Genomic DNA, 22,521 nt, shown 5'->3' on the forward strand with positions numbered 1-22,521 from the left:
TGAGATGAGTTTTTTTACAAAGCAGAGGCTGATATGCTGGTCGTTGCTCAGTGTAATCGCCGGAATATTGTTTTTATCGTATATGGCGAGCCCTAAACTTGAGCGTGCTCTTCTGTATTTTCCCCAAAGTGATGGTGGTATCGGTATTGAAGAAAGGTATTTACCGCAGCATCCCGAATCGGAGTTTGCCGTGTTGTTGGTGAATGAACTGCTGCTTGGTCCTGCCGATCACCGCTTTTTACGCTTTTCCGATCCCGAATTACTCCCCCGTAGTTGTTTTGTGCGTGATAATGCATTATATATCGATTTCCCTGCCCAAGTTCTAACGCCGAGCGTTAAAACTCCCGACTTTTATACCGTTTATAGTTTGTTACGAAAAAATATCGCGGTAAACTGTAAAAGTATCAATACCGTTTATTTTTATATTGATGGTATGCCTGCCTATGTAAAAAATTATCGTATTTCAACCGATAATAAAAGAGTTGACAAGAATAAGTATCTTTCGTATACTTATTCTCAACAGGGCATTCTTAACAATGGAAAAGGAGCTTTTGAATGAAAAGAACAAGCATACTTGTAGCAATTGCACTTCTCTTTATCGGTGCATTTGCGGTTGCTGAAGAAGCAATTTTGGTTGACTTTGCGTTATTGAACGCAGATATCCTTGCGGATAAGAATGGTGCTATGACTCAGAACCGCAAAACGGTTATGGACTATGCTACCGTCGCAGGTTCTACCTACACCGATGAGCAGAAGGCTCTGATGAGAACATCTTTGGCTATCGGTCAGTGGGAAGTGGTTTTGAACTCATCTTCTCGCAATCCGACTGCGGTTGCAGTTTCTCATGCTACCGAAGCAAAAGTCAGTGATGAAGCAAAAAACTTTGCAGGTCAAACCTTAATGGGTGTCCGCATTGAGTTTCCTCTGTGGGCACATAATGCAAGTGCGACGATTGAACCGACTTTTGATATACCCGTCTATGAACCGCTTTCACAGGTTGATGAACAAGGAAATATTCAAGAGCCGACTGACGAAGAAAAAGCTTCTGGGAAGGGACGCTTTGAAGACGGATACGGCGTTGTTCGTAATACCGGTGTCATTAAGTCTATTGCGGTTAATACCTATGGTATGAACTTTCCTCACGGGCTGTATGTACTCATTCGCAATGAAAAGAATGAAGTAAAACGCTATTTCATGGGATATCTGCTGTTTGACGGCTGGAAAGAGCTTGTGTGGAATAACCCTGCTTATTTGACCGATGTACGCAGTCGCGAAACCCGCATCTATCCTGCTTATCCTACCTCACTTCCGTATAGCAGCTTTGCAGGCTTCTTGGTTACTCGTGACGCCGCGCATGAAGGTGGGACGTTTGTAGGTTACTTCAAAGATGTTAAGCTTATCTATGATAAAGCTGTATTGAATACTGTACGCGATTTTGCTGATGAAAATATCTGGGGCATCCAGACAAAGATGAACAACGAACGCATGCAGCTTGAGATGTCTCGTTTTGGCCAAACACAGGTTCTTCGCTTCTTGGAGCAGGAGAAGATGGCAACCGAAGCAGGGTTCACACCTTCTGAAGGTTCTGCTGCTGCGACGGCTGGAAATACGAATCAATAGCTGATTTAAGTTAATGATAAAATAGGCGGTGTTTATCTATAAGTAAGTACCGCCTATTTTTTTTGTTCTGAATTTGGTTATGGCATTTAATACTGTGTGGATACCCGATAAAAACCAATTAAAAAGCCAATATAACGAATTCCATGCACATTTTACCGTATTATTAAAACGTCTTGAAGATCATTTGCGAGCAACCGTTAAAGTATCTGCACTGCTCACTTATAAAACACGTGTAAAGAGTTTTGACAGTTATTACAAAAAATTATTAAAATTCCCCCCTACCGATCCAGCAATTCGATTTCCTCTTGTAACTGATTTAATTGGTATCCGAATTGTATGTCCTTTTTTACAGAATCTTAGTGAAGTTGAAAATATCCTTATAAAAAATTTTACTGTCAGAGAGGTGGAACGAAAAGGAGCGGATCGTACTTTTTGTGAATTCGGCTATGAGTCTACTCATATTTTAGCGGACATCCCTGAAAGCTTTAAGGTGGGATTACTGCTGCCGGAAAATTTAATCTTTGAAGTCCAAATTAGAACAATTTTACAAGATGCATGGGCTGAAGTTGAGCATGAGCTGATTTATAAATTTGAATTTTCTCCTTTTGATTTTCCTCTTAAGCGAAAGTTTGCCTCAATTAATGCAAGTCTTAGTCTCGCAGATATACTCTTTCAAGAAATTAGAGATGCACAGACCAGTTTGAATATGGAACTTGATAGGCGGCGTGAACAGTTTTATTTGCGTGCCGACGAATTTACAGATGGTTTACTCGGTGATCATTCGGGAGCTGAAGAAAAATCCGGTATGAATTCATCGAATACTTCCTCTTTGGAAACAATTGATACTATGATTTTTTATGCTATCAAGGCTCATAACAATGGAGATTTTCAAACGGCAGAAACACTGTATACTAAAATATTAAATCAAAAACCGAATGCGCTGGTAGCTTCGATTGTCTATAAGCATCGCGGTATGGCTTTTTTTGCACAAGGTGCCTACGAAGATGCATATAAAGATTTTTCTGCCAGTCTGAATGAAAATCCTAAAAATTTCCGCTCTTACTACTATGCCGGAATCGTATTGATGATGATGAATAAAAATTCCGAGGCCATCACAATGTTTAACAAGTCTCTTGAAATAAACGGATATCAGGCGCATGTATATTTTAGGCGTGCTTTGGCTTATTTTCAAGAGGATCAGCTTATCTTGGCTTTACATGACCTTGACAATGCCGCTGCACTCGGGCTCTCTGCGGAAGAAGAAAAGAAATTACGGGCAGCTATTGCAAAAAAGATCGATATGGTTTAATATTACAACCCTGTATTGATTGCTAACAATTTTATTGGAGGTTTATAAATGGCAAATAATGCATCCGCTATAAAACGTCATAAACAGAGTGAAGTACGCCGTATCCATAATAAATCGGTGAAGTCGGCGGCACGAACATGCGCTAAAAAATATACACTTGCTGTTATTGAAAAAAATGCTGAATCCGCTGTGACGTTATTAAAGGAGCTTGCGCATCAGCTTGATAGCGCCGCTCGGAAAGGAATTATTACAAAAAATGCTGCTGCGCGAAAAAAGTCTCGTATGCAAAAGTTGTATAATGTAACTTTTTCACAAAAATAGCGTATTTACCTTTACATTTTAATTATCCCTTATCTTTTCTCCGATTTTATGAATCAAATAGTGGAGAGCCGTAGCTTTTGTGTTTTTATATCGGCTAGAGAATCGCTAATGTATGATTTTTTAATTTTAAGGGATAATATGATAAAAATGGAATCTCCTTACGCTTTTGCCTTTTTAGCGCAACAGCCGACTGACTTTCTTGTGATATTATTGAATGTTCGTGTCGCTGCATTAAGGGCACTTATAGATAGTTTCGTATTCCGTCTGGAAGGTTAAAGATGAGTAAACATAAGCAAATAATTAAACAAACAAAAACAAGTATTGTTGATGCAATTTATAAAAAAACAGATCACATGCTGAAGGACATTCACTCCGTAAGCGATTTGTTTTTTTCGGAAATGTTTCAAGCGCTGCGACGCGGTGAAACAATAGAAATTCGTGGCTTCGGTACGTTTTCAGTGCAATTTCGTAAGGGGCGAAAAGGTATGCGAAATCCTAAAACAGGTGAATTGGTGAATACGGAGGATCATTCAGTTGTCGTATTTCGTCCGGGAAAAATATTGAGTGCAGCTGTACGACCTATTGTGGAGAAGGACTCTCCGGATGCAGAGAAGTAGGAAGCTTGCTTATTGGGGTGTTAACGTCGCTCTGCTCATAAGCTCTTCTGCTCTTTTTGCTTTTTCGCAGCCCGGGTTTTTAGTTTCGACCGGGTTGCCGTTTCTCGCATATTTTATTTTTGTTCCTCTTTTTATTTTAGTTCGTAGAATTTCATTCCTTTCTTCTTTTTTATGGGGTGGAATTTACGGGGTGTTTAATTATTGTATTTTTAGTTATTGGCTGTGGGGGTTCCACCCGCTTGCAATGTATATTGTTGCACTGGAATACTTTTTTTACTATATGCTAACGATTCCACTGCTTAAATTAGCCGATATCTATTTTCCTCGATATGGTTTTATCGTGCAATGGTTAATCTGGATCGGATACGAGTATATTAAAACGCTTGGCTTCCTTGGTTTCTCTTATGGTTTGATAGGGTATTCGCAGTGGCGATTTATCCCACTTATTCAGATTGCCTCAATTTTTGGCGTATGGGGAGTTTCTGCACTGGTATGCTTCCCTTCTGCATGGATAGCTGCCGGAATAAAAACTCATTGTAAGAAGCCTGTTCGGAATTGGCTGCATGGGCTTCGCGCATTTGCTTATAAAGAACGCATCCCCGCTTTGATGTGGTGTCTTTGTTTTGTTGCAGCATTGATTTTCGGTTTGTCCATTCAACGTGATTATAAAGACTTGCCGACTGCTCGTATTGCGCTTATTCAGTCGAACTCCGATCCATGGGTAGGAGGAGTTGAGTCATATAAAAGAGATTTTAAAACGCTTAAGAAACTTTCTGATCAGGCTATTGCCGGCGATCCAAACCTTGCACTGGTCGTATGGCCGGAAACCGCTTTTATACCCCGTATCGATTGGCACTATCGGTACCGTGAAGATCGAAATACTTTTGAGTTGGTGCATGAGCTTTTAACCTATTTAGACGAACAGTCGGTGCCGTTTTTAATCGGAAATGATGATGCGGTAAAAGCGGTAACCGATACGGGCGTAGAAGAGCGGCTCGACTATAATGCTGCTTTGCTATTTTGTCCTAAGGAGAATGTATTGCCCCCAAACCCCGAACGATATCGGAAGATGCATTTAGTGCCTTTTACCGAGCATTTTCCATATAAAAAAGCTTTTCCGGCTATCTATGACGCATTAGTTGCGAATGATACTCATTTTTGGGAGAAAGGACTCGAAGCGACGGTTTTTTCGGTGAATGGATTGGAGTTTTCCGTTCCGATTTGCTTTGAAGATACGTTCGGGTACATCACACGGCGTTTTGCACGTCATGGGGCGAAGTTATTTGTCAATATGTCGAATGATGCATGGGCAAAAAGCGTTGCCTGCCAATATCAGCATTTAAGTATGAGCGTGTTTCGAGCTGTAGAAACGCGCTTGCCGATGGTGCGGGCAACTGCATCGGGGCAAACGGCGGCAATTAGTCCGCATGGGCATATTACTGCGATGCTAAAGCCGTTCATCGAAGGGTATCTGTGCGTTGATATTCCGGTGTTTACAGCAAGGTCGAATACATGGTATATGCTGTGGGGTGATATTTTTGGGCTTATAGCAGCAATAACGGCTGGGTGCCTCTTGATTATCGGTTCAGTACGGACTATACTTAATTCTAGGAAAACTGCATGAAAAAAATCGATAAAGAAAAAAAACTAACCGTTTTAGGAAAAGAGACGGTTTTTGACGGTTTTTTGAAATTTAGTGAAGACTTGCATATCCAAGGTACTTTTTCGGGCGCTATAGATGCGCAAGGGTTCTTATTGATAGAAAAAGGTGCGGTTTGTAAAACTCAGTATATCAGAGCTGCTTCGATCGTTATTGAAGGTACCGTGTACGGCTCTTTAACGGCTGCCGATAAGATAGAGATGAAGGTCGGCAGTGTTGTGCATGGAGATGTTCATGCTGCCCGCATTAAGATTGCAGACGGCGTTTCGTTTGAAGGTGCCGTACATATGATTCGGGACAATGCCGGAGTTGACGGAAATCTTTTTTCCATGCATCCTGAACAGCTCAAGCAAAAGCTGCGTAGCTAATGTTTCCGCAAATTCATTATATATTTGACGAACTAAAACGTAGAAATCTTTTCCTTGTAACGGCGGAATCGCTGACCGGCGGTTTGATTGCAAAATATATTACGGATGTACCGGGAGCTTCCGCTGTTTTCTGGGGTGGTTGGGTTACATACTCGGCAGAGGCAAAGCGCCGGCTATTGAATGTCTCTACTGAAATCTTGGAACGGTTTGGCGTGGTAAGTGTAGAAACAGCGACTGCAATGGCGAAAGGCGCATTAGCGATTGCATCCGATTCCTTGAACAAGTGCGGTTATGCAATTGCAGTAACCGGATTAGCGGGACCTTCCGGAGGTACTCCGCAACTGCCGGTCGGCACGGTATGTATCGCCTGTGCGGCTAATGGACATACCGCTTGTGTGTATTCTGAAAAGTATCTGTTTAGCGGTACGCGCGATGCTATCCGTGAACAGACCTATACTGCTGCAATGCAAATGTTATTACAGCGACTGAAAGAAGATTGCCAAAACCGATAAAGTTATGGCGATACTCTTGACAAGATAAAAAGCAACAAGATACAATAAGAAAGTTGCCGAGCAATCTAACGATGATGCTCGGCAGTGACTTTGGCATTTCAAATTTCACAGTAGGCCTGTATGATCTAAAAAAGCCTTATTGCGAAATAAACGGAAACACTTGGGTGCCTACGGGCAGCAGCTATTCCAAACAGAAAAAAATCCCTGTAATACAATCGTATCGTAAGCGCTGTATGCAACGATAGGTTGTTGATAAAGGCTTTTTGTTTGGATATTGTGGTTTCTAAAACAACTTATCAAAGCTAATCTTTCTTAGGAAATACTCCGTATCTTTTTGATATTTTAAAAAGCAAAACTTACTATGGAGAAATTTTATGACAATCTTAAAAGTACGCCGTTCGCCTTTTACTGCTGACGGAGCCGCTCCGGATTTCCAAGAACAACCTGAGTTGAATCTGGAACAACAAGAGGCCGCGGGTACTGCGTCCCTTGAATCTGATGGGTTTGCACACCGAACAGGCAGTAATGCAGAGTATTCTTCTGCGCCCGATGAACCGCCTGAAAAAAAATTAGTAGTACGGCCACGTATGCACAGAAAATCATCCTTCGACGGAACTGCGCCTGAGGTAGAGAAGAAACCGCGCCGCCAATCTTCTATGCGAAGAACCTATAATCGAACGCAGGATTCCACCGCTGTCGGTGCGGATGGAAATATCGGTTCCGAAGACAATGAGAATAAACTAAAATTGGTTATTAACGATTTGACACGTATGGGGATGCATGCCCTGCGTGATTTGGCAGCGCAATATGGTATACCGCACGAAGATATGGTTGCGATGAAAAAGCAAGAAATTATCTTTTTTATTCTGAAAAATCATACCGAAAACGGCGGAATTATTTTTGCCTCAGGCGCTTTGGAAATTCTACCCGATGGTTACGGTTTTTTGCGTTCGCCGCAGAATAGCTATCTGTCCGGTTCCGATGATATTTATATTTCGCCGAGTCAGATACGGTTGTTCAATCTTAAAACGGGCGATACCGTATACGGGCAAATCCGTTCACCTAAAGAGGGAGAGCGTTTTTTTGCTCTGCTGCGGGTTGAGTCGGTAAACTTTGAGGATGTTTCTATTGCTCAAAGCCGTATTCCCTTCGATAACCTTACCCCGCTGTATCCCCGCCAAAAACTCAATCTGGAAACAACCAGCGAACTTTATTCAACTCGTATTATGGATTTGTTTTGTCCGATCGGAAAAGGGCAACGTTCTTTGATTGTTGCGCCTCCACGTACCGGTAAGACAATATTGATGCAGCAAATCGCGAATGCTATAACGCAGAATCATCCTGAGGTATATCTTATCGTTTTGTTGATTGATGAACGGCCGGAAGAAGTTACCGATATGGAGCGAACGGTGCACGGCGAGGTTATCTCCTCTACTTTCGATGAACAGGCAACGAGGCATGTACAGGTTGCGGAAATGGTATTGGAAAAGGCAAAGCGGTTAGTCGAACACAAAAAAGATGTGGTGATCCTACTTGATTCCATCACACGTCTTGCCCGTGCGTATAACCAAACGGTACCGACTTCCGGTAAGGTGTTATCCGGCGGTGTCGACTCGAATGCATTGCATAAGCCCAAGCGCTTTTTCGGTGCTGCCCGTAATATCGAAGAAGGCGGAAGTTTGACCATTATCGCGACGGCTTTGATAGAAACCGGCAGCCGTATGGATGAGGTTATCTTTGAAGAATTCAAGGGAACGGGTAATATGGAAATCAACTTAGATCGTCGATTATCAGATCGCCGTATATTCCCTGCGATTAATATTAAGAAGTCGGGCACCCGTAAAGAAGAACTTTTGATTAACGAGGCTGATTTGCAACGGATTTGGCTGTTGCGGAAGGTTATCAATCCGATGGATGACATCGAAATTATGGACTTACTTCTTGACAAAATGAAGAAAAGTAAGAATAATGAAGTGTTCTTGAAATTGATGAATTCCGGAACCATGCAATAATACGGCCGCGGCTGATTGATGCTGAAATGGTATAGTAAACCTCTAAAAACTAACTAAAGTTTTTAGAAATACCTATAGTAATGCTCTTTTCGGGGCAGTGTATAAGAGGTGTTATAATGAAAAAAGATATTCATCCTAATTATGTGGAAACAACGATTACGTGTGCATGTGGAAATGTTATTCGGACACGTTCTACAGAAAAAGATATTAAAGTTGAAATTTGTTCTGCTTGTCATCCTTTCTTTACCGGTAAACAGAAACTGGTAGATACAGCCGGACGTATTGATCGCTTTAAGAAACGCTACAATATTAAAGACTAAGAGTCCGTTATTCCGCAGAATCAAAACACTAAAACGGATTGGTTTTAGTGTTTTGTTTTTTATGGGGGCGATGATGGCGCACGTGATTACAAAACGATATACAACCGGCGAAGAAATTGTCAATGCAATAACACATGGCATTGGAACGTTGCTTTCGATTGCCGGTTTGGTGCTTCTTATTATCCGGGCGGTTCATTATGCGCCTGATGAATACCGGGCGCGATGTATTGTCGGATTTACAATATTCGGATCTTCGTTAATTATTTTATATTTGTTTTCAACACTCTATCATGCCTTACCACTCGGTACAAAAAAAGTATTCGGTATATTCGATCATTGTTCAATTTATATTCTGATCGCCGGAACCTATACCGCTTATTGCCTTACTGCGCTGAGAGGAGCGGTCGGTTGGTCTATCTTCGGTGTTATCTGGGGGGTAGCTGTAATCGGTATTGTGCTCTATGCGATATTTGGAAGCAGGGTACGTGTGTTATCGGTTGTTACCTATATCCCGATGGGATGGCTTATTATATTTGCTGCAAAGCCGCTGAAAGAACAACTCCCTCTACTTAGCTTTCGCTTCTTAATTTTTGGTGGTGTACTCTATACCGCCGGCTGCGTTTTTTATGCTATGAAAAAAATAAAATGGATGCATGGCGTGTGGCACCTCTTTGTGCTCGCCGGAAGCATCATGCATTTCTTTTCTATTTATTACAGCATATAAGGGGACTGGCACTTTCCGTTAGCTTTCTATGTTTTACTAATACAATACTTCCATCCTTCTCAAGATGCTCATAGATTTTTTTCACTACCATATCCTGTATCTGCTGTAATCATTTTAGAAGTACGCTATCCGGACGACATTCAATGACATTTTGTTATGCTTACTTCTGCACAAACTCGATTTTATTTCGCACCCTGTTCAGCTTACTGAAATAAACACCGAGCGTAAAGTACAGCAATAGGAACAAAAGCTGCATACCGATATTATTCCAATCGGGACGCAGCATTCGTTCAGTAAAAGTATTTGCACGCACATAATAGTATGTCGGAAAGACTTGAGCGAGCGTAGTAATGCTTTTCGGCAGCAGTTCCTGTTCCAAAAAAATCCCCGAAATAAAAGCAAGCGACAGGGGAAGCACCGTACCGACAATACCCATTACCGTCCCTTTTTTTAGCGCGGCGTTCAGCATAAAAACCGCACTTAAAACCACCGCTGCGTAGACGGCAGCGTTCAGCGTATAGCTTGCAAGCGGCAAGGTACGGATAGTCTGCCGGTACATTAGCGCGGCAAAGGCAATTAAAACCGCAAGAAAGAGGGCGACGACGGTCAGCTGCGCAGCAAAATTTTCAAAAGCAAACCGTATATTCGACACCGGTGAAACGGCCGTGCGGATTCTCAGCCGCTCGTTATTTAATTCAAACAGCGCCCAGCCGATGGAATTGATAATCAGCGAGAATATTGCCCATCCCAGAAAATTGAAAAAATATTTAAGCCCTGCGGCAGTCGATGTGTCTTCCTCTCGGTTCACCTTGATAACCTCGGTTCGTACCGCAAGCGCGTTTCGTACTTTTTCAAAGTCGAAAGCCCCCGTTGCTTCCTTTGTTGAAAGTGCAAAGCGTAAAAAGGTTTGTATTTGCGAATCGATATAGAACGCTGCCGCCCGTCTGCCGTCTTTAATGCTGATGATTCCTTTTTGTCCTAATTCTGTTTTCTGTTCAAACCCTTCGGAGATAATTAATCCCGCATCGATCAAACCGACGGAAATATCCTTCCTAACTTTTTTCAAAAGCGCTTCATCACTTAAACCGGAACCGTCCAAAAGCGTAACCGTGTGTTTTGTTTGCAAATAGGCGGTCAGCTGCTTCGAAAGCGGTGAATGATCTTGATCTGCAATGCAAACGGTAAGCGGCGTTTCGGAAAAACCGTGCGCATTCCTGCTTTCCGGCTGCAGCCTTACAAAACACAGAGATAAAAAGATAGCGAGAAAGATGACGGTGCCGATTTTCCGCTGCCATATCATCTGCAAAAAATGCTTATAGACTGTCATACTGTACCTCCCGCGCATTAAAGAATGCAATGCTTAAAAACAGCGCGATAAATCCTGAGTACACAATAAAAAATAACGGCGCTAAATCGTATTCGTGCAGGATATTGATGTTGTATAACGTATCCGTAAAAAGCGCGATGGGGTTTATTTTACTCAGAAGCGGGAACGAAGTATCCAACGCGGTTTTGATACTGACGCTCATCATACCGGATAAAAAGGAGAGAAACAGCGAACTGAATACGCACAGCATTACTTTTGTGTTTTCCGCCATTTTCGGAATTGAGCCGATACAGAGGCCGAAGGCGGTTCCGAACAGATTTGCATAGATCAACAGCGGAATCGTTACCGCAAAATCCGTGATGAGGTTAATCTTTAACACAAGCATAACATAGCCGATGTATAAAAGATTTGATGCAAGGTTAAAACAGACAAAGAAAAGAACGCCGGCAAGATATATCCTAAACCGCTTGATAGGCGCTGCGGACATTCTTACCGCTAATTTTGAAATATTCGCCTGTATGCGTTCGGGGATGGAAATTGAGCCGAACATACTGTAAATGGAAACCATCGCCAAAAGCGAGTAGAATAAAATCATCATCGAATTGTTTTGTTCATCCTTACTGTCGATGTACTGCTTTCTGTAAGCAGAAGGCAGTATCGGGATACCGAGCGCATCGGTTTGCTTTATCTGCTCTACTATGTTTTTAATGATTGTCTGCGCGATACCGTTTTTGTATATTCTGATCGATAAATCGTCTTCGATAAATACTTGAATACTGCCTTCGCGCAAGGCGGCATCGGCAGCTTCTTGTTCCATCGGAATAACATACACTATCGGAATAAAATTAAAGATGACTCGATGGGGATTTGTTTCGGTAATGCCGGTGTTTACGGCAGCGCTTATACCCCGTGTGTTGATTGCGGAGAAGATTACAAAAAACAGCGACGACAAAATGATCGGATAGGCTACCGTCCAAAACATTCCTTCTACCGTAAAGATCATCGAAATTGCCGTGTACTTTAATTCGCGTAAAAAATTCATCAGTCCCGCAGCTCCTTTCCCGTAAGCTCTAAGAAAATGTCGCTGAGACTGGGACGTTCGGAATACAATTTGCGATATGCGAGCTGCCGTTTATTGATAAAGAGAATCAGCTCGTTTAAGTTGTTGATGGAGTTTTCAAAGGTGATCAGCCATTCCGAGCCGTTTTGTACAACGCCGGTTACGTGCGGAATGGTTTTCAATGCTTCTATTATACTGTCAGCGGTATCGTGCAGACCGACAAACTCAACGACAACTTTTTCGCTGGTGCGGATAAGGTCTTTCAACTCGTCAAAGGTACCGTTTGCAATATCCCGTCCGTTATCCATAATCACCATGCGGTCGCAGAGCTGTTCCGCTTCTTCAAGGTAGTGCGTGGTGTACACAATGGTGATGCCGTTTTGCGCCAGCTTTCGGATACCGGAAAGAATAAAGTTTCTGCTCTGCGCATCGACGGCAACGGTCGGTTCGTCCAAAAAAATGAGTTCCGGCTTATGCGCAATGCCGCAGGCAATATTGAGCCTCCGTAATAATCCACCGGATAGCTTTTTCGCTTTATACGATTCGTAGTTGTTAAGGCCGACAAAGTCGATTGCTTCCTCTACCAGTTTTTTTCGTTCGGCTCCGTTATCGATGTACAGTCCACAAAAGTAGTCGATGTTTTGTTTAACGGTAAAATCGTAATAGACGGATACTTCCTGCGGCACAAGGCCGATTTTCCGTTTTATTGCAAAAGCGTCGGGACGCATCGGCTCATCAAAAATCCTGATCTCGCCTTTATCGTACTTTAACAGCGAAAGGATGCAGTTGATTGCCGTTGTCTTACCGCAGCCGTTCGGCCCCAACAGCCCCAGCACTTCTCCTTTTGCAACGTCCAAATTAAAATGATCCAATGCGATTTTTTCTTTATACCGCTTAACCAGATTTTTTACCGATAATACCGGTGTGCTCATACATTCTCCTCGCCGATTCGGCTGTTCCATCAACCGTTTTCCTTTCCGTCAATTCAGGTATGCGTATTGTACACGTTTATCAGCTCTAAAAAAAGCATGCAATATCATATCGGTTTATGACATTTGTCATCGGTAATGATTGCCGGTTAATTAAGCTGCTGCTTAGGACAACCAACCTCCTTGTTTGAAAGGATACAGAAACACAGCCGCCCTTCTTACCAATCTTCAGAACTTGTGATAAAGTAAAAAATAAGGAGCACACTATGCCTACAATGACTATGACCAATACCTTGTATCAAGAACTTGAGCAAGCTGCAAAGATGACCGGCTGGACGACAAACGCTGTCTTAGAAGCAGCCTTGCGCCGCTATTTGGCTGAATTACGGGAAGATGCTGAAGATGCCGCCCGCGCCGAAAAAGCATGGAATGATTTTGTAGCCAGCGGAGAAAAGACAATTCCTGCGGAAGAGTTGTATCAAGAGCTAGGGTTATAATTTTAATGAAAATCAATTATACCCCGCTGGCAAGTAAACAATTTTCACGACTCGATAAGCCAATACAAATAAGAATCAAAAAATATATGACTGAAGTTACTGCTTTGGATGACCCGCGCTCCCGCGGAAAAGGTCTGACAGCAAACCTTTCAGGTCTATGGCGATATCGTGTCGGTGATTACCGTATCTTATGCTGCATCAAGGATGATGAACTGATTATTACCGTTCTTGAGATTGGGCACCGCTCATCGGTGTATGAATAGCCTACAAGATTCGCTATTTCATATAATAATACATATCTTTAAATGATTTCCCTTCCGCTAAGACTGCTGCTTTCAAATTTTTCAACATTTTATTTTGCAAATGCCGTTTCTGAACCTCGTTATACCGGTTATTCGTGCGGATGGTTGACAGCCATTTGTCACGATTCAGAGCGTCGGGTATAAAATCATTATGGGATGATAAAGCTGCAGGCAAGGAGATACTCTCCTAAATGCAAAATTACAACGCTATTTGCAACCGTTGCTTTAATGCGCTTTGTAGTTCTTGCGAAAAATTGAGGTTAGCATTTTCCGCAGCTTCCGCAAGCCAAGCAGGCAGCGTTACATTTTTACGGATAGCTTTATTTTTAACCATTGCACGATATCGAGTCGTATCAGCTCTTATTATTGAGAGTATATCATTCTTTTTGTGTACGATTTGCTGTTGCGGTGTTGCTTTTTTAATTTCAAATTGCTCATCTTCTGCAACGCATAACCATGCTGCCATAGCGTCTTCTATTTGCTCTATAGCATCTTGTAAATCTTTTCCGGTTGTTATGCAGCCATTAAGGTCGGGAACACGCACATACACAGTACCGTCTTTTTCTGTAAAAACTGCAGTATAAGCATATTTCATTTTTTCGCTCCTTGTTCGATCTCTTTTTGAATGTACCGCAAGTCATTTTTATTCGTGCGGAGGGTTTAATACCCCGACGCTTGCGTCGTAACGAAGGGTATTAAAGCCGACTGCAACCACCTTATGAGAACAACATACCCCGACGCTTGCGTCGGGGTTGTTGATTCAAAACACCTCCAAATATAATCAGTATTAATTCTTTTTCCATAACAAATGGGCATCCTAAAACAAAGTACATACCCACGCTAGTGCGGCACAAATCGGAATATATATAATGTAATGCATAACATGTGTTTTCCAATTATATCCAAATAAATGCGGTCCTACTATGTCCTTAACTTCCGGATAAAAATGAGGAAAGAAATTTGAATGACAGAGAAGAACCCAATCGAAAAACACAATGTCGAAAGTTTCCATTCCGTAAAGCATAATTAAAAATCTTATGAAAAATTCAATAAAATTAAAATTATTATGAATTCCGTCCCATGCTCCAAGTATAAATGCAGCCAAAAGGATAAGAAAAGCAATTGCAATTATAATCCAACCGATTATATGGGCGCCGTGAAATCTTTCTTTTCGGTCAGGAATAGAGTCATAAACCTCTTTGGGGGCTGAAGAAAAAAACTTCTTGTTTTGAACAAAAGCCACACCTCCATACAACAAAAGAAAATAAAACACCATCAGCATAAGAGTTGTTATCATTGTTATTGCCATTTGTTATACACCTTATTTATTCGTGCGGAGGGTTTAATACCCCGACGCTTGCGTCGTAACGAAGGGTATTAAAGCCGACTGCAACCACCTTATGAGAACACATACCCCGATGCTCTGCGTCGGGGTTGTTGATTAAAATCGTGTCGTTTTAAAGGAAAACCTCTCAAAACTGAAGTTTTTAGAGGTTCCCTATAATTATACGTATATTATACACATACCGTCAAGCAGTCGCTGTTTCTATTCTTTTTGTATTTTATTCTACCCATTTTATTCTTCTGAAAACAACGCAGTGCTTGATAAGAGAATCGCGGATATAAGAGCAAGAAAAAATATCTCTGAACACGAACTTATCGAGGTGTAACAGTGCGGAAAATATGGCACGACGATGCTTGGGAAGAATATATCGAATGGCAGACTAAGGATAAGAAAACACCCCTTAAAAAGCAACTAAAAAAGATGACAAATGTCACGGTACCCAATGACGTTTCTCACTGACTTTTTTTGGATAAACTTCTATAATACCGGCTAGAGGTATATAAAGAGGTTTTTCGCAATCCGTTTTTCCAACGGAAACTGCTGAAATTTCTACAATGAGGATGATACTATGAAGATACGGACAGTTACGGCGGTGTTTACAGCGTTGCTATGTATGTGTGTAATGCCGTTGTGTGCTCAAGAAGCGTATAATAATTTTTTAAAGTTTAAAATCGATCTCTATAATGCGGAAAGCAAAAAAGCCATTCAAAGTCACATTGAGGCATACCGAAAGAACATCGAAGCGTCAAATCTTAACGAAGAAGAAAAACTGACGCTTTTTACATTGCTGGCAGTCGAGCAAACCGATATGGCGGACAAAGCAAACGCAAAGCAAAATTACCGACTTTTAACCGAACAAGATGATCGGTGCAAAGCGTTTATGGAAGGTAAAAAAGACAGCGAGGTAAATGTATGGCTGCTTGTCGGCTGGGCGGATATTAAATCTCGATTGGCAGGGTTTTCATCAGGGCAGACGATGTACGATGAAGCGCTCCGTTCCCGTCATCTCTATGAAGAGGCGCTCAAACAAAATAAGAAATTTTCGCAGGGGTATCTTTCATACGGGCTTTGGCTGTTTTTTGCCCCTCCTATTGCAGGCGGAGGAGCTGATGCTGCGCTGAAAGCATTTTCAAAAGCGGTTTCGTACTCAAACACGCCGGAGGAAAAATACCTCGCATTGCTGTACCGATCACAAGCATATATCGCACTTGAAAACCCAAAAAAAGCTGCTGCCGATTTACGCGCTGCACATGACCTTTTCCCTAAAGAAACCTTTACGCAACTGGTAAGCGAAGGAAATAAAAATGGCAAACTGTTTTTTGAATAAATGCGCGCTGCTGTTCGTATGGTGCGTAGCGCTGTCTGTATCTGCATACGCGGAAATTCCCGCTGCTCAAAATGCGCCGCTACCTCAGGAGCAAACACAAACGGAAATGACCGCTGCCGTCAGCCAAGCGCAGGCACCTGTTCAGGGTATATTGTCTATTGCCGACTGCAAAGCTCTTGAAGAACAGTATTACCTGATGCAGTCATTCGATCCGCAGCTGTTGCTGGACAGTTTTGACCGGATCCGGGAAGCGCTTAACACTTCTTTTGAAGATGCGGGGCTGCTTGATCTGTATTTTGAACACGCAAAGCTAATTTCCATGTTGTATGTCTACGAGGGAAACCGGCAGTGCGGAAAATACGATACGCTCATACAGGGTGAAGCGCAGGACTTTTTACGGCAAGCAGAAAAATTGACCCGAAAACATGCGGGATTCACAAGGGAACAGATGTCCGCCCTCTTTATGCGGTATGCAAATTATCTGTATACAAAAATAGGCGTGCCGAAAAATACTTTTGCAATCGCCTCGGCAGTACCGGTGCTATACCGCAAGGCACTCATGCTCAATCCCGGTAACATTGAAGCAGCGGTAAAACTGGCATGCTGGCATATTTTCCCCGCTGACGTAACAACGGGGAATTACAATAGCTACATCGAATCGCAGGAGGAGTATATAGAGGAGTTATCTGCAGCAGACCGGTTTAATGCGTATCTTTTATATTCAATTTACTCTATGAAAAAATATGAAAGTGCCAAAGGACGCGCCTATTTACAAAAAGCTGCAGTATTGTTTCCCAATCATGTGTTGCTCTTGCGCGTCTATGAAAATTACCGGAACGGAATATTCAGTTTATAAAAAGGAAACGGTATATGACGGATAGAGAGAACAAAGAAATACACGGTTTAGCCGTCAAAAATCTGTATAAAAGTTATACGATAGAAAAAAACAACTATGAGGTCAATAAAGATATCAACCTATCCGTTCCGCCTGCATCGTTCGTATGGATTTACGGAAATTCGGGCGCGGGCAAATCCACATTTTTAAATGTGATTACCGGCATCGACACACCCGATGCGGGAAGTGTCAGTTGGGATGACTCCGAAATCAATACCATGAATGTGAACAAGCGCGCTCAATTTCGGCTGGAACACTTCGGGCTGATTTTTCAGTTTTTTGAATTGATTAAGGCTCAGACTATTTACGAAAATGCCGCTCTTCCATTGAAGATAACACGGAAATCAAAAAAAGAAATTGATGCGGTACTGTTTCCGCTGTTCGAATATTTTGATGTGCGGTCTCTCATTCGTAAAAAACCGGATCAACTTTCAGGCGGAGAAAAACAGCGGGTGTCTATTGTCCGTGCACTTTCTACCAATCCGCGCTATATTATCGCAGATGAAATTACCTCCTCGCTTGATATAAAACGTTCCCATCAGGTGTACGGGTATCTACGCAGTTATATAAAGGAGAAGAACGGTATCGGTATCTTTGTTTCGCACGACCCGATCATCAGCGAATATGCAGATACTGTGTACACTATGCAGGCGGGCTGCTTAATGGAACAGAGGCAGGGAGACCGTTGATGTTTTTATTGAAGAGCGTATGGGACAATATTCTGTTTCATGCAAAACGCAGTTTTCTTTCGGTGTTGCTGATTACGATAGCGTCAAGCGCAATGTTGCTCTACCGCGGTTTTGTGGAATATTCCGAACAGGGATTAGCACTCAGCTTTATTTCAAATTCGGGGCATATTCAGGTAAGCATGAAAAGCGCAGCTGAGCCGCAATCTACCGGCACCGAAAACACTGCTAATACCGACAATACCGGCACGGCGCTGTTAAGTGCACGGGATATGGAAACGCTGCGGAGCATCTATGCGGATATGCCTGCGGTGAAATCTTCCGATGCGGTGCTGAACTTTCAGGGGATTATCGGTACCGATACAGATACGGCAGTATTTTGGGGCGCGGGGTACGATGCACCGCAGCGCTTGGGTGCGACGGATGGAACACCGGTATTTGCAGGAGACCAAAGTCTTGTGCTGGGCAAAAGTCTTTTTGAAACGCTCAAACTGAGTACGGCACCAGAACCCTTTGTCAACCTTATGTCTTCGATCGGGGACAGCGGTTTGTTGACAGGCTCCTTTGCAGTGAGCGGATGGCTCGATACAGGTACTCCGCAAAACGATGCCGGTTTGGTTATTGCTTCCCGCAGTGCGCTGCTCGATTTTTTTGAGCTGAAAGATTCCGCTTCGTATATGCGCATCTACCTCCACAAAGATACCGATATGCCCGCTGCACAGGCTGCCCTCGATTCGTATTTTGCCGAACATCAGCTGCCGTATCAGACGCAGAATTGGAAGGAGCTCAATCCTTCGTGGGAACAGATCAGCGGCTTATTCCGCAATCAATCTTCTTTTATCAGCATCATTTTGTATATCTTAATTTTCACGGCATTGACGCAAAGTCTTTCCGCAAGTTTTATGGAACGGATCGGGGAGTTCGGCACGATGGAAGCAATCGGACTGAAACGCTCCTCCGTTATGCAGATGCTGGTGCTTGAGGTATGCCTCATCAGCCTTGCCGGTATTATCGGCGGCATCGTGCTCGCGCAGCTGGGAAACAGTCTGACGGAAACATGTAATATTACCATGACCCCGCCCGGATATACACGGGCATACCGCCTCAGTTTTTACATCACCCTCCCGGCGATTTTGACAACCCAGTTTTTTATTTTTTTAACCGGCATTATTTCCGTGCTGCATCCGATGTACACTATTTGCAAACATAGCACGGTACAGCTTATTCATTATAATGGAAGTTAGGTATGAACACACACATAAAGATAGTATTGCTCTGCATGGCGGTATTTTCCGGCATAGCGGGATTATGCAGCGCGGTGTTATATGCCGATGAAGTGCAGAACCGGACGGACTATGAACGCTTTCTTTCAGTGAATAAAGCGTATGGTTCAGACCGGACGGTGTTGGTACAACAGCGTATTATAAAGCAGAAAAAGAACGCTCAGAGAAAGAACGCTCAATCTAATAGCGTTGCGAGTAAATCGGAGACGGCGTATTGTTTGTTCCATAAAAATGGGCAGTGCGTACGGATGAAAACGAAAAGCGGTATACAGTATTTTTTCAGCTCCGATCAGGGGTATTGGCTTTTAACGAAAAAGCTGAAAAGCCCGCTAAAAATTTCGGGTTCGTATAAGGTTGAGGAGTTTGAAATTCAGGATATTCTGAAAATCGATTTTAGAAACGAATATCGGATCGCGGATTCAACGGACGGCGTTTTAACGCTTGAGCGGACATCGTCAAAGGCCGCGTATAAATTCGTACTGTTTGAAAAAACGGATGATGAGGTATTCGAGCTGACCTTTACCGATACGAAAAAAAATCCGGTGAGGACATTACGATACAGCCGCGGTATAGTCGATGGGTACGAATGTTTTAAGCAAATCGATATATATAATCTGCTTTTTGATAAAGACACGGTCAACACATGGATAACGGAAGGGATAACTCCGACTGATGTTCCCGCAAGTTTTTTTCAGTATTCAAATATGAAAATGCTCAGTCAAAAAATCGAAGGTATAACTTCGGCAACCAAATGAGGTTGCTTTGTTAACCGATGAGTTTGCCTTGCAGCAAACGTCACGTATTGTATGCCGATTCTCACTAACGTTACGAAACGGCGTAATGCACCAGCCTCCAAAGTTGACACTTTGTTCGACTGGGGCATTTTAAGGAAGGGCTTATTCAATAGGCCATCTTTTAAAAATTTAAGGTTAGATGGTTAGAGGTTCACAAGAGTAATGCGAAAAGCGATAGCCGATTTATTTTTTTTATGCATTGCATTTTCCGTGTGCGCACTTTCCGGCATTGATTCGGTACAGGTAGGTGCAGGATTTGAAGTGCAGCATGAATCAATATTTTTACAGAAGAATACAAACGAATATGCGCCCGATACTATTCCGAATATGGCAGGTACTGTGTTTTGCAATATTGAACTTTCTGCAGGTAATCAAAATTTTCTTGTACAGCCGGGGATTCTTGTAAAAGAGCAAAAGTTCAGACCGTTTTTTAGAAAGCTGCGTTATTCACTTTTTACCGACCGATTTTCGCTTTCCATCGGAAAGGATTCATTTTCTTTTGGAGAGGGCATAATGAAAAATTATTTTTTTGTGCATCTTCCTCAACCGGACAGATTTGGAAAAAAGATCTATCCATTGGTGTGGCATACCGTGTTTGAAGTACCGGTCAAGCAATTCCTGTTGACCTCCGGTATTTTTGCCGATGCCGATTCAACGGCGTTCCGGAAAGTGCCCAAGTGGTATAGCCTATGGGCAAAAGCTGTGTACACCAATCCGGTCGTATCGGTGGGGCTTGAAGCAGATGCACTGTTGCAACCGGAATTACCGGAGACAGCTGCTTCCGCCGAACAGAAAAAAGCCTATACCTGTACCGCAGCAGCGGAGATTTCAGCGCTGCTGCCATATCAGTTTAAGCTCTATGCCAATGCGCAGTTGCCGGTAGATTTGCTGCATAAAAATATCACCGATTGGGGAACGCTTGCCGGTATTTCAAAAGATTTTCTATTGAACTCGATTACGTTAAGTTCCATTGCAGAGGTATCATATTCGACGGAAGGATTTGCGTATTCGGTCTTTCAAAGTATGGGGCTAGCCGACTATGCACAAATTTCCGCCGGAGTGCAGGGACTGGAAGCAAAAAAGCTCGTTGGAATTATGCAGGCGGAGTTTTTCATATCTGATTTTTCGATTAAAATCGGATATATTTCAAAAGATATGCTGGAAAAGCAAACGACGGGTACGAGCTATCTTGGTATACTTTCGATTGCCGTCAGTTTTAATGGAGATGTATAAAAGTTATGGATGAATTTTTACTTTTTAAAAAGATCACTACGAAAAAGATGATACGGAACATAAGCCGTGAGATGCGGCGGTATTGTGTGCTTTGCCTACTGTTGTGCGCTGGGGTAACCGGATACGCACAGTCTGCGCAGAATACCGCTGCGACATCGGCTTCTGTTGTATCAAAAACCGATAATGCGGTAGCGGATCATACCGTAGCAGCATCCGGCATCGCAACGGGAGAGACACCGGACGGTAATATCGGAGCCGATGGGCACGCCACGGATACTGCCGGAGAAAAGTCTCCTGACAATCCACAAAGCAAAAACTCCGGCGGTACAGCTTCCCACGATTCGGCGAACGCTCCGCTGGATTTTCACGTTAAGGTGTCGGCATTTAAAATAATTTCGCAGTATTACGGCTTACCGCTATCGGTACGATTCGGATGGTTTTATCGGAAGGAAGACTTCAGTGTCTTTCCCAATGCAGGGTTTTCGTTCTCGGTTGCCGATACACCGGTACTGGATACCTCGGTCGGATTAGCGCTCCGGAAAAAGTCTTTCTTCTGGAGCGGCTACGCCGTATATGACATTGTTCCCTTCGCCATGCATAAAAAAGCTGCTGATCAAGCGGTCTACGGGATAACTTCTTTCGGTTTTAGTTTTCCCGGAATAAAGGTAAGCATGCCGCTTGTTGCCGGACGGCTGCGGAAAAATGAGATCATCGGAGATGAGTGGAGTACTGGAACCGCACCGACGGTGGTGACTCAGGTTTCTGCAGGATTGCAGCTGGATTTTTTCCTTGCTGATCTCGGTTTTTTTAAGAGTACCGGTACCGCTGCGTTTTATTATCATTGGATACCGAAGGCTGCATTTCATTATTATACTGTTTCGGCGGCAATTCCCGCTTCTTTTCACCTCTATTATGTTGATATTGCGTTCATGTATTCGCTCTTTCATACCTCAACTGTGCAGTACGGCAAGGCTGCGCCGTTCCGCCGCTATGCGATCGGACAAACCCAAAGCGGCATGACAGGTCGCAGTACCTTTAAAACTCAGGTATTGTTTAAAGATATGCATCTGTTCAGCGCCGAGTTCCGCTGGTATCCTGCGCGGATTACTGCCCAAACGAACGGCTTTTTCCTTTCGCTCTTTGCCGATGTCGGCTTCGGTATTACCGAACGGCGTAAAGGTTCTCTCTTCTATGAAGCAGGCGGCGGACTCGGCTACAACCTTTACGATAGCGTTCCTTTAACTTTTCAGGTAGGTTTCAATCAAAAGCTGCAGCCCGTGTTTTACCTCAGCGTAGTTTCCCGGCTTTCACACAGGCTGTAATGGCGCGTAGTATTTATTATCTCGATATAGATGCCTGCAAAAGTAAGCCGCTTGACAC

At 43.0% G+C, this 22,521-nt stretch carries 25 protein-coding genes and 1 pseudogene; 21 read left to right on the forward strand and 5 right to left on the reverse strand.

Annotation, left to right across the window (positions count from 1 at the left end):
- Positions 1-4 precede the first annotated feature (4 nt).
- The 12 genes and pseudogenes from E4N69_RS05300 (at position 5) to E4N69_RS05355 (ending at position 9,463) form a co-directional block, all read left to right on the forward strand.
- Positions 5-559, forward strand: coding sequence for a GerMN domain-containing protein (locus E4N69_RS05300; protein WP_162663361.1), 555 nt, complete (start codon positions 5-7; stop codon positions 557-559).
- Positions 556-1,620, forward strand: a complete 1,065-nt coding sequence (locus tag E4N69_RS05305; RefSeq protein WP_162663362.1) for a flagellar filament outer layer protein FlaA — start codon at positions 556-558, stop codon at positions 1,618-1,620. The genes E4N69_RS05300 and E4N69_RS05305 overlap by 4 nt, the downstream gene beginning before the upstream one ends.
- Positions 1,621-1,699: 79 nt before the next feature.
- Positions 1,700-2,929, forward strand: coding sequence for a RelA/SpoT domain-containing protein (locus tag E4N69_RS05310; RefSeq protein WP_162663363.1), 1,230 nt, complete (start codon positions 1,700-1,702; stop codon positions 2,927-2,929).
- Between the two features lie 48 nt (positions 2,930-2,977).
- Positions 2,978-3,250: a 30S ribosomal protein S20 gene (rpsT, locus tag E4N69_RS05315; protein WP_162663364.1), complete on the forward strand. Its 273-nt coding sequence runs from the start codon at positions 2,978-2,980 to the stop codon at positions 3,248-3,250.
- Positions 3,251-3,358: 108 nt separating this feature from the next.
- Positions 3,359-3,526 (forward strand): hypothetical protein, encoded by a 168-nt coding sequence (locus E4N69_RS05320; RefSeq protein ID WP_162663365.1) that lies wholly within the window; start codon positions 3,359-3,361, stop codon positions 3,524-3,526.
- A 2-nt stretch (positions 3,527-3,528) separates the two neighbouring features.
- Positions 3,529-3,867, forward strand: coding sequence for an HU family DNA-binding protein (locus E4N69_RS05325; protein ID WP_162663366.1), 339 nt, complete (start codon positions 3,529-3,531; stop codon positions 3,865-3,867).
- Positions 3,854-5,491, forward strand: a complete 1,638-nt coding sequence (gene lnt, locus E4N69_RS05330) for an apolipoprotein N-acyltransferase (RefSeq protein WP_253824732.1) — start codon at positions 3,854-3,856, stop codon at positions 5,489-5,491. The genes E4N69_RS05325 and lnt overlap by 14 nt, the downstream gene beginning before the upstream one ends.
- Positions 5,488-5,895 carry a bactofilin family protein gene (locus E4N69_RS05335; protein WP_162663368.1) on the forward strand — a complete coding sequence of 136 codons (408 nt, stop codon included), beginning with the start codon at positions 5,488-5,490 and terminating at the stop codon, positions 5,893-5,895. The genes lnt and E4N69_RS05335 overlap by 4 nt, the downstream gene beginning before the upstream one ends.
- Positions 5,895-6,407 carry a CinA family protein gene (locus tag E4N69_RS05340; protein WP_162663369.1) on the forward strand — a complete coding sequence of 171 codons (513 nt, stop codon included), beginning with the start codon at positions 5,895-5,897 and terminating at the stop codon, positions 6,405-6,407. Before E4N69_RS05335 ends, E4N69_RS05340 begins: the two co-directional genes overlap by 1 nt.
- A 746-nt stretch (positions 6,408-7,153) precedes the next feature.
- Positions 7,154-8,419, forward strand: a pseudogene (rho, locus tag E4N69_RS05345) (transcription termination factor Rho); the annotation flags it as partial.
- A 116-nt stretch (positions 8,420-8,535) separates the two neighbouring features.
- Positions 8,536-8,739 carry a 50S ribosomal protein L31 gene (rpmE, locus tag E4N69_RS05350; protein ID WP_162663371.1) on the forward strand — a complete coding sequence of 68 codons (204 nt, stop codon included), beginning with the start codon at positions 8,536-8,538 and terminating at the stop codon, positions 8,737-8,739.
- Positions 8,740-8,812: 73 nt separating this feature from the next.
- Positions 8,813-9,463: a PAQR family membrane homeostasis protein TrhA gene (locus E4N69_RS05355; protein ID WP_253824734.1), complete on the forward strand. Its 651-nt coding sequence runs from the start codon at positions 8,813-8,815 to the stop codon at positions 9,461-9,463.
- A 160-nt stretch (positions 9,464-9,623) separates the two neighbouring features.
- Here E4N69_RS05355 and E4N69_RS05360 read toward each other — a convergent pair whose 3' ends face one another.
- From E4N69_RS05360 to E4N69_RS05370, 3 genes are read right to left on the reverse strand one after another with little or no spacing between them, the layout of a single operon-like run.
- Positions 9,624-10,790, reverse strand: coding sequence for an ABC transporter permease (locus tag E4N69_RS05360; protein WP_253824735.1), 1,167 nt, complete (start codon positions 10,788-10,790; stop codon positions 9,624-9,626).
- A complete protein-coding gene (locus tag E4N69_RS05365; RefSeq protein WP_253824736.1) occupies positions 10,777-11,832 on the reverse strand; it encodes an ABC transporter permease in 1,056 nt (351 codons plus the stop codon). Before E4N69_RS05365 ends, E4N69_RS05360 begins: the two co-directional genes overlap by 14 nt.
- On the reverse strand, positions 11,832-12,782 hold the full coding sequence (locus tag E4N69_RS05370) for an ABC transporter ATP-binding protein (RefSeq protein ID WP_253824737.1): 951 nt from the start codon (positions 12,780-12,782) through the stop codon (positions 11,832-11,834). Before E4N69_RS05370 ends, E4N69_RS05365 begins: the two co-directional genes overlap by 1 nt.
- 263 nt (positions 12,783-13,045) lie before the next feature.
- Between E4N69_RS05370 and E4N69_RS05375 the strand changes: the two genes are divergently transcribed.
- The gene (locus E4N69_RS05375) at positions 13,046-13,276 is read left to right on the forward strand and encodes a hypothetical protein (RefSeq protein ID WP_253824738.1); all 231 of its coding nucleotides are present in this window, start codon (positions 13,046-13,048) and stop codon (positions 13,274-13,276) included.
- A 5-nt stretch (positions 13,277-13,281) separates the two neighbouring features.
- Positions 13,282-13,539, forward strand: a complete 258-nt coding sequence (locus tag E4N69_RS05380) for a type II toxin-antitoxin system RelE family toxin (RefSeq protein WP_253824739.1) — start codon at positions 13,282-13,284, stop codon at positions 13,537-13,539.
- A gap of 238 nt (positions 13,540-13,777) precedes the next feature.
- On the opposite strand, the gene E4N69_RS05385 is transcribed toward E4N69_RS05380, so the two are convergent.
- Entirely contained in the window at positions 13,778-14,173 is a 396-nt protein-coding gene (locus E4N69_RS05385; protein WP_253824740.1) for a type II toxin-antitoxin system HicB family antitoxin, read from the reverse strand.
- A gap of 222 nt (positions 14,174-14,395) precedes the next feature.
- Complete coding sequence (locus E4N69_RS05390; protein ID WP_002691758.1) at positions 14,396-14,887, reverse strand: hypothetical protein; 492 nt, start codon at positions 14,885-14,887, stop codon at positions 14,396-14,398.
- Between the two features lie 604 nt (positions 14,888-15,491).
- Here E4N69_RS05390 and E4N69_RS05395 point away from each other — a divergent pair.
- From E4N69_RS05395 to E4N69_RS05425, 7 genes are all read left to right on the forward strand, one after another.
- Positions 15,492-16,250, forward strand: coding sequence for a tetratricopeptide repeat protein (locus E4N69_RS05395; RefSeq protein WP_253824741.1), 759 nt, complete (start codon positions 15,492-15,494; stop codon positions 16,248-16,250).
- Positions 16,228-17,106 (forward strand): hypothetical protein, encoded by an 879-nt coding sequence (locus tag E4N69_RS05400; protein ID WP_253824742.1) that lies wholly within the window; start codon positions 16,228-16,230, stop codon positions 17,104-17,106. Before E4N69_RS05395 ends, E4N69_RS05400 begins: the two co-directional genes overlap by 23 nt.
- A gap of 14 nt (positions 17,107-17,120) precedes the next feature.
- Positions 17,121-17,834 carry an ABC transporter ATP-binding protein gene (locus E4N69_RS05405; RefSeq protein WP_253824743.1) on the forward strand — a complete coding sequence of 238 codons (714 nt, stop codon included), beginning with the start codon at positions 17,121-17,123 and terminating at the stop codon, positions 17,832-17,834.
- Positions 17,834-19,075, forward strand: coding sequence for an ABC transporter permease (locus E4N69_RS05410; RefSeq protein ID WP_253824744.1), 1,242 nt, complete (start codon positions 17,834-17,836; stop codon positions 19,073-19,075). Before E4N69_RS05405 ends, E4N69_RS05410 begins: the two co-directional genes overlap by 1 nt.
- 2 nt (positions 19,076-19,077) lie before the next feature.
- A complete protein-coding gene (locus E4N69_RS05415; protein WP_253824745.1) occupies positions 19,078-19,869 on the forward strand; it encodes a hypothetical protein in 792 nt (263 codons plus the stop codon).
- 201 nt (positions 19,870-20,070) lie between these two features.
- Positions 20,071-21,141, forward strand: a complete 1,071-nt coding sequence (locus E4N69_RS05420; RefSeq protein WP_253824746.1) for a hypothetical protein — start codon at positions 20,071-20,073, stop codon at positions 21,139-21,141.
- A gap of 5 nt (positions 21,142-21,146) precedes the next feature.
- Entirely contained in the window at positions 21,147-22,463 is a 1,317-nt protein-coding gene (locus E4N69_RS05425; RefSeq protein ID WP_253824747.1) for a hypothetical protein, read from the forward strand.
- Positions 22,464-22,521 lie beyond the last annotated feature (58 nt).

It is taken from the genome of Treponema sp. OMZ 906, from assembly GCF_024181185.1.
Lineage (GTDB): Bacteria > Spirochaetota > Spirochaetia > Treponematales > Treponemataceae > Treponema.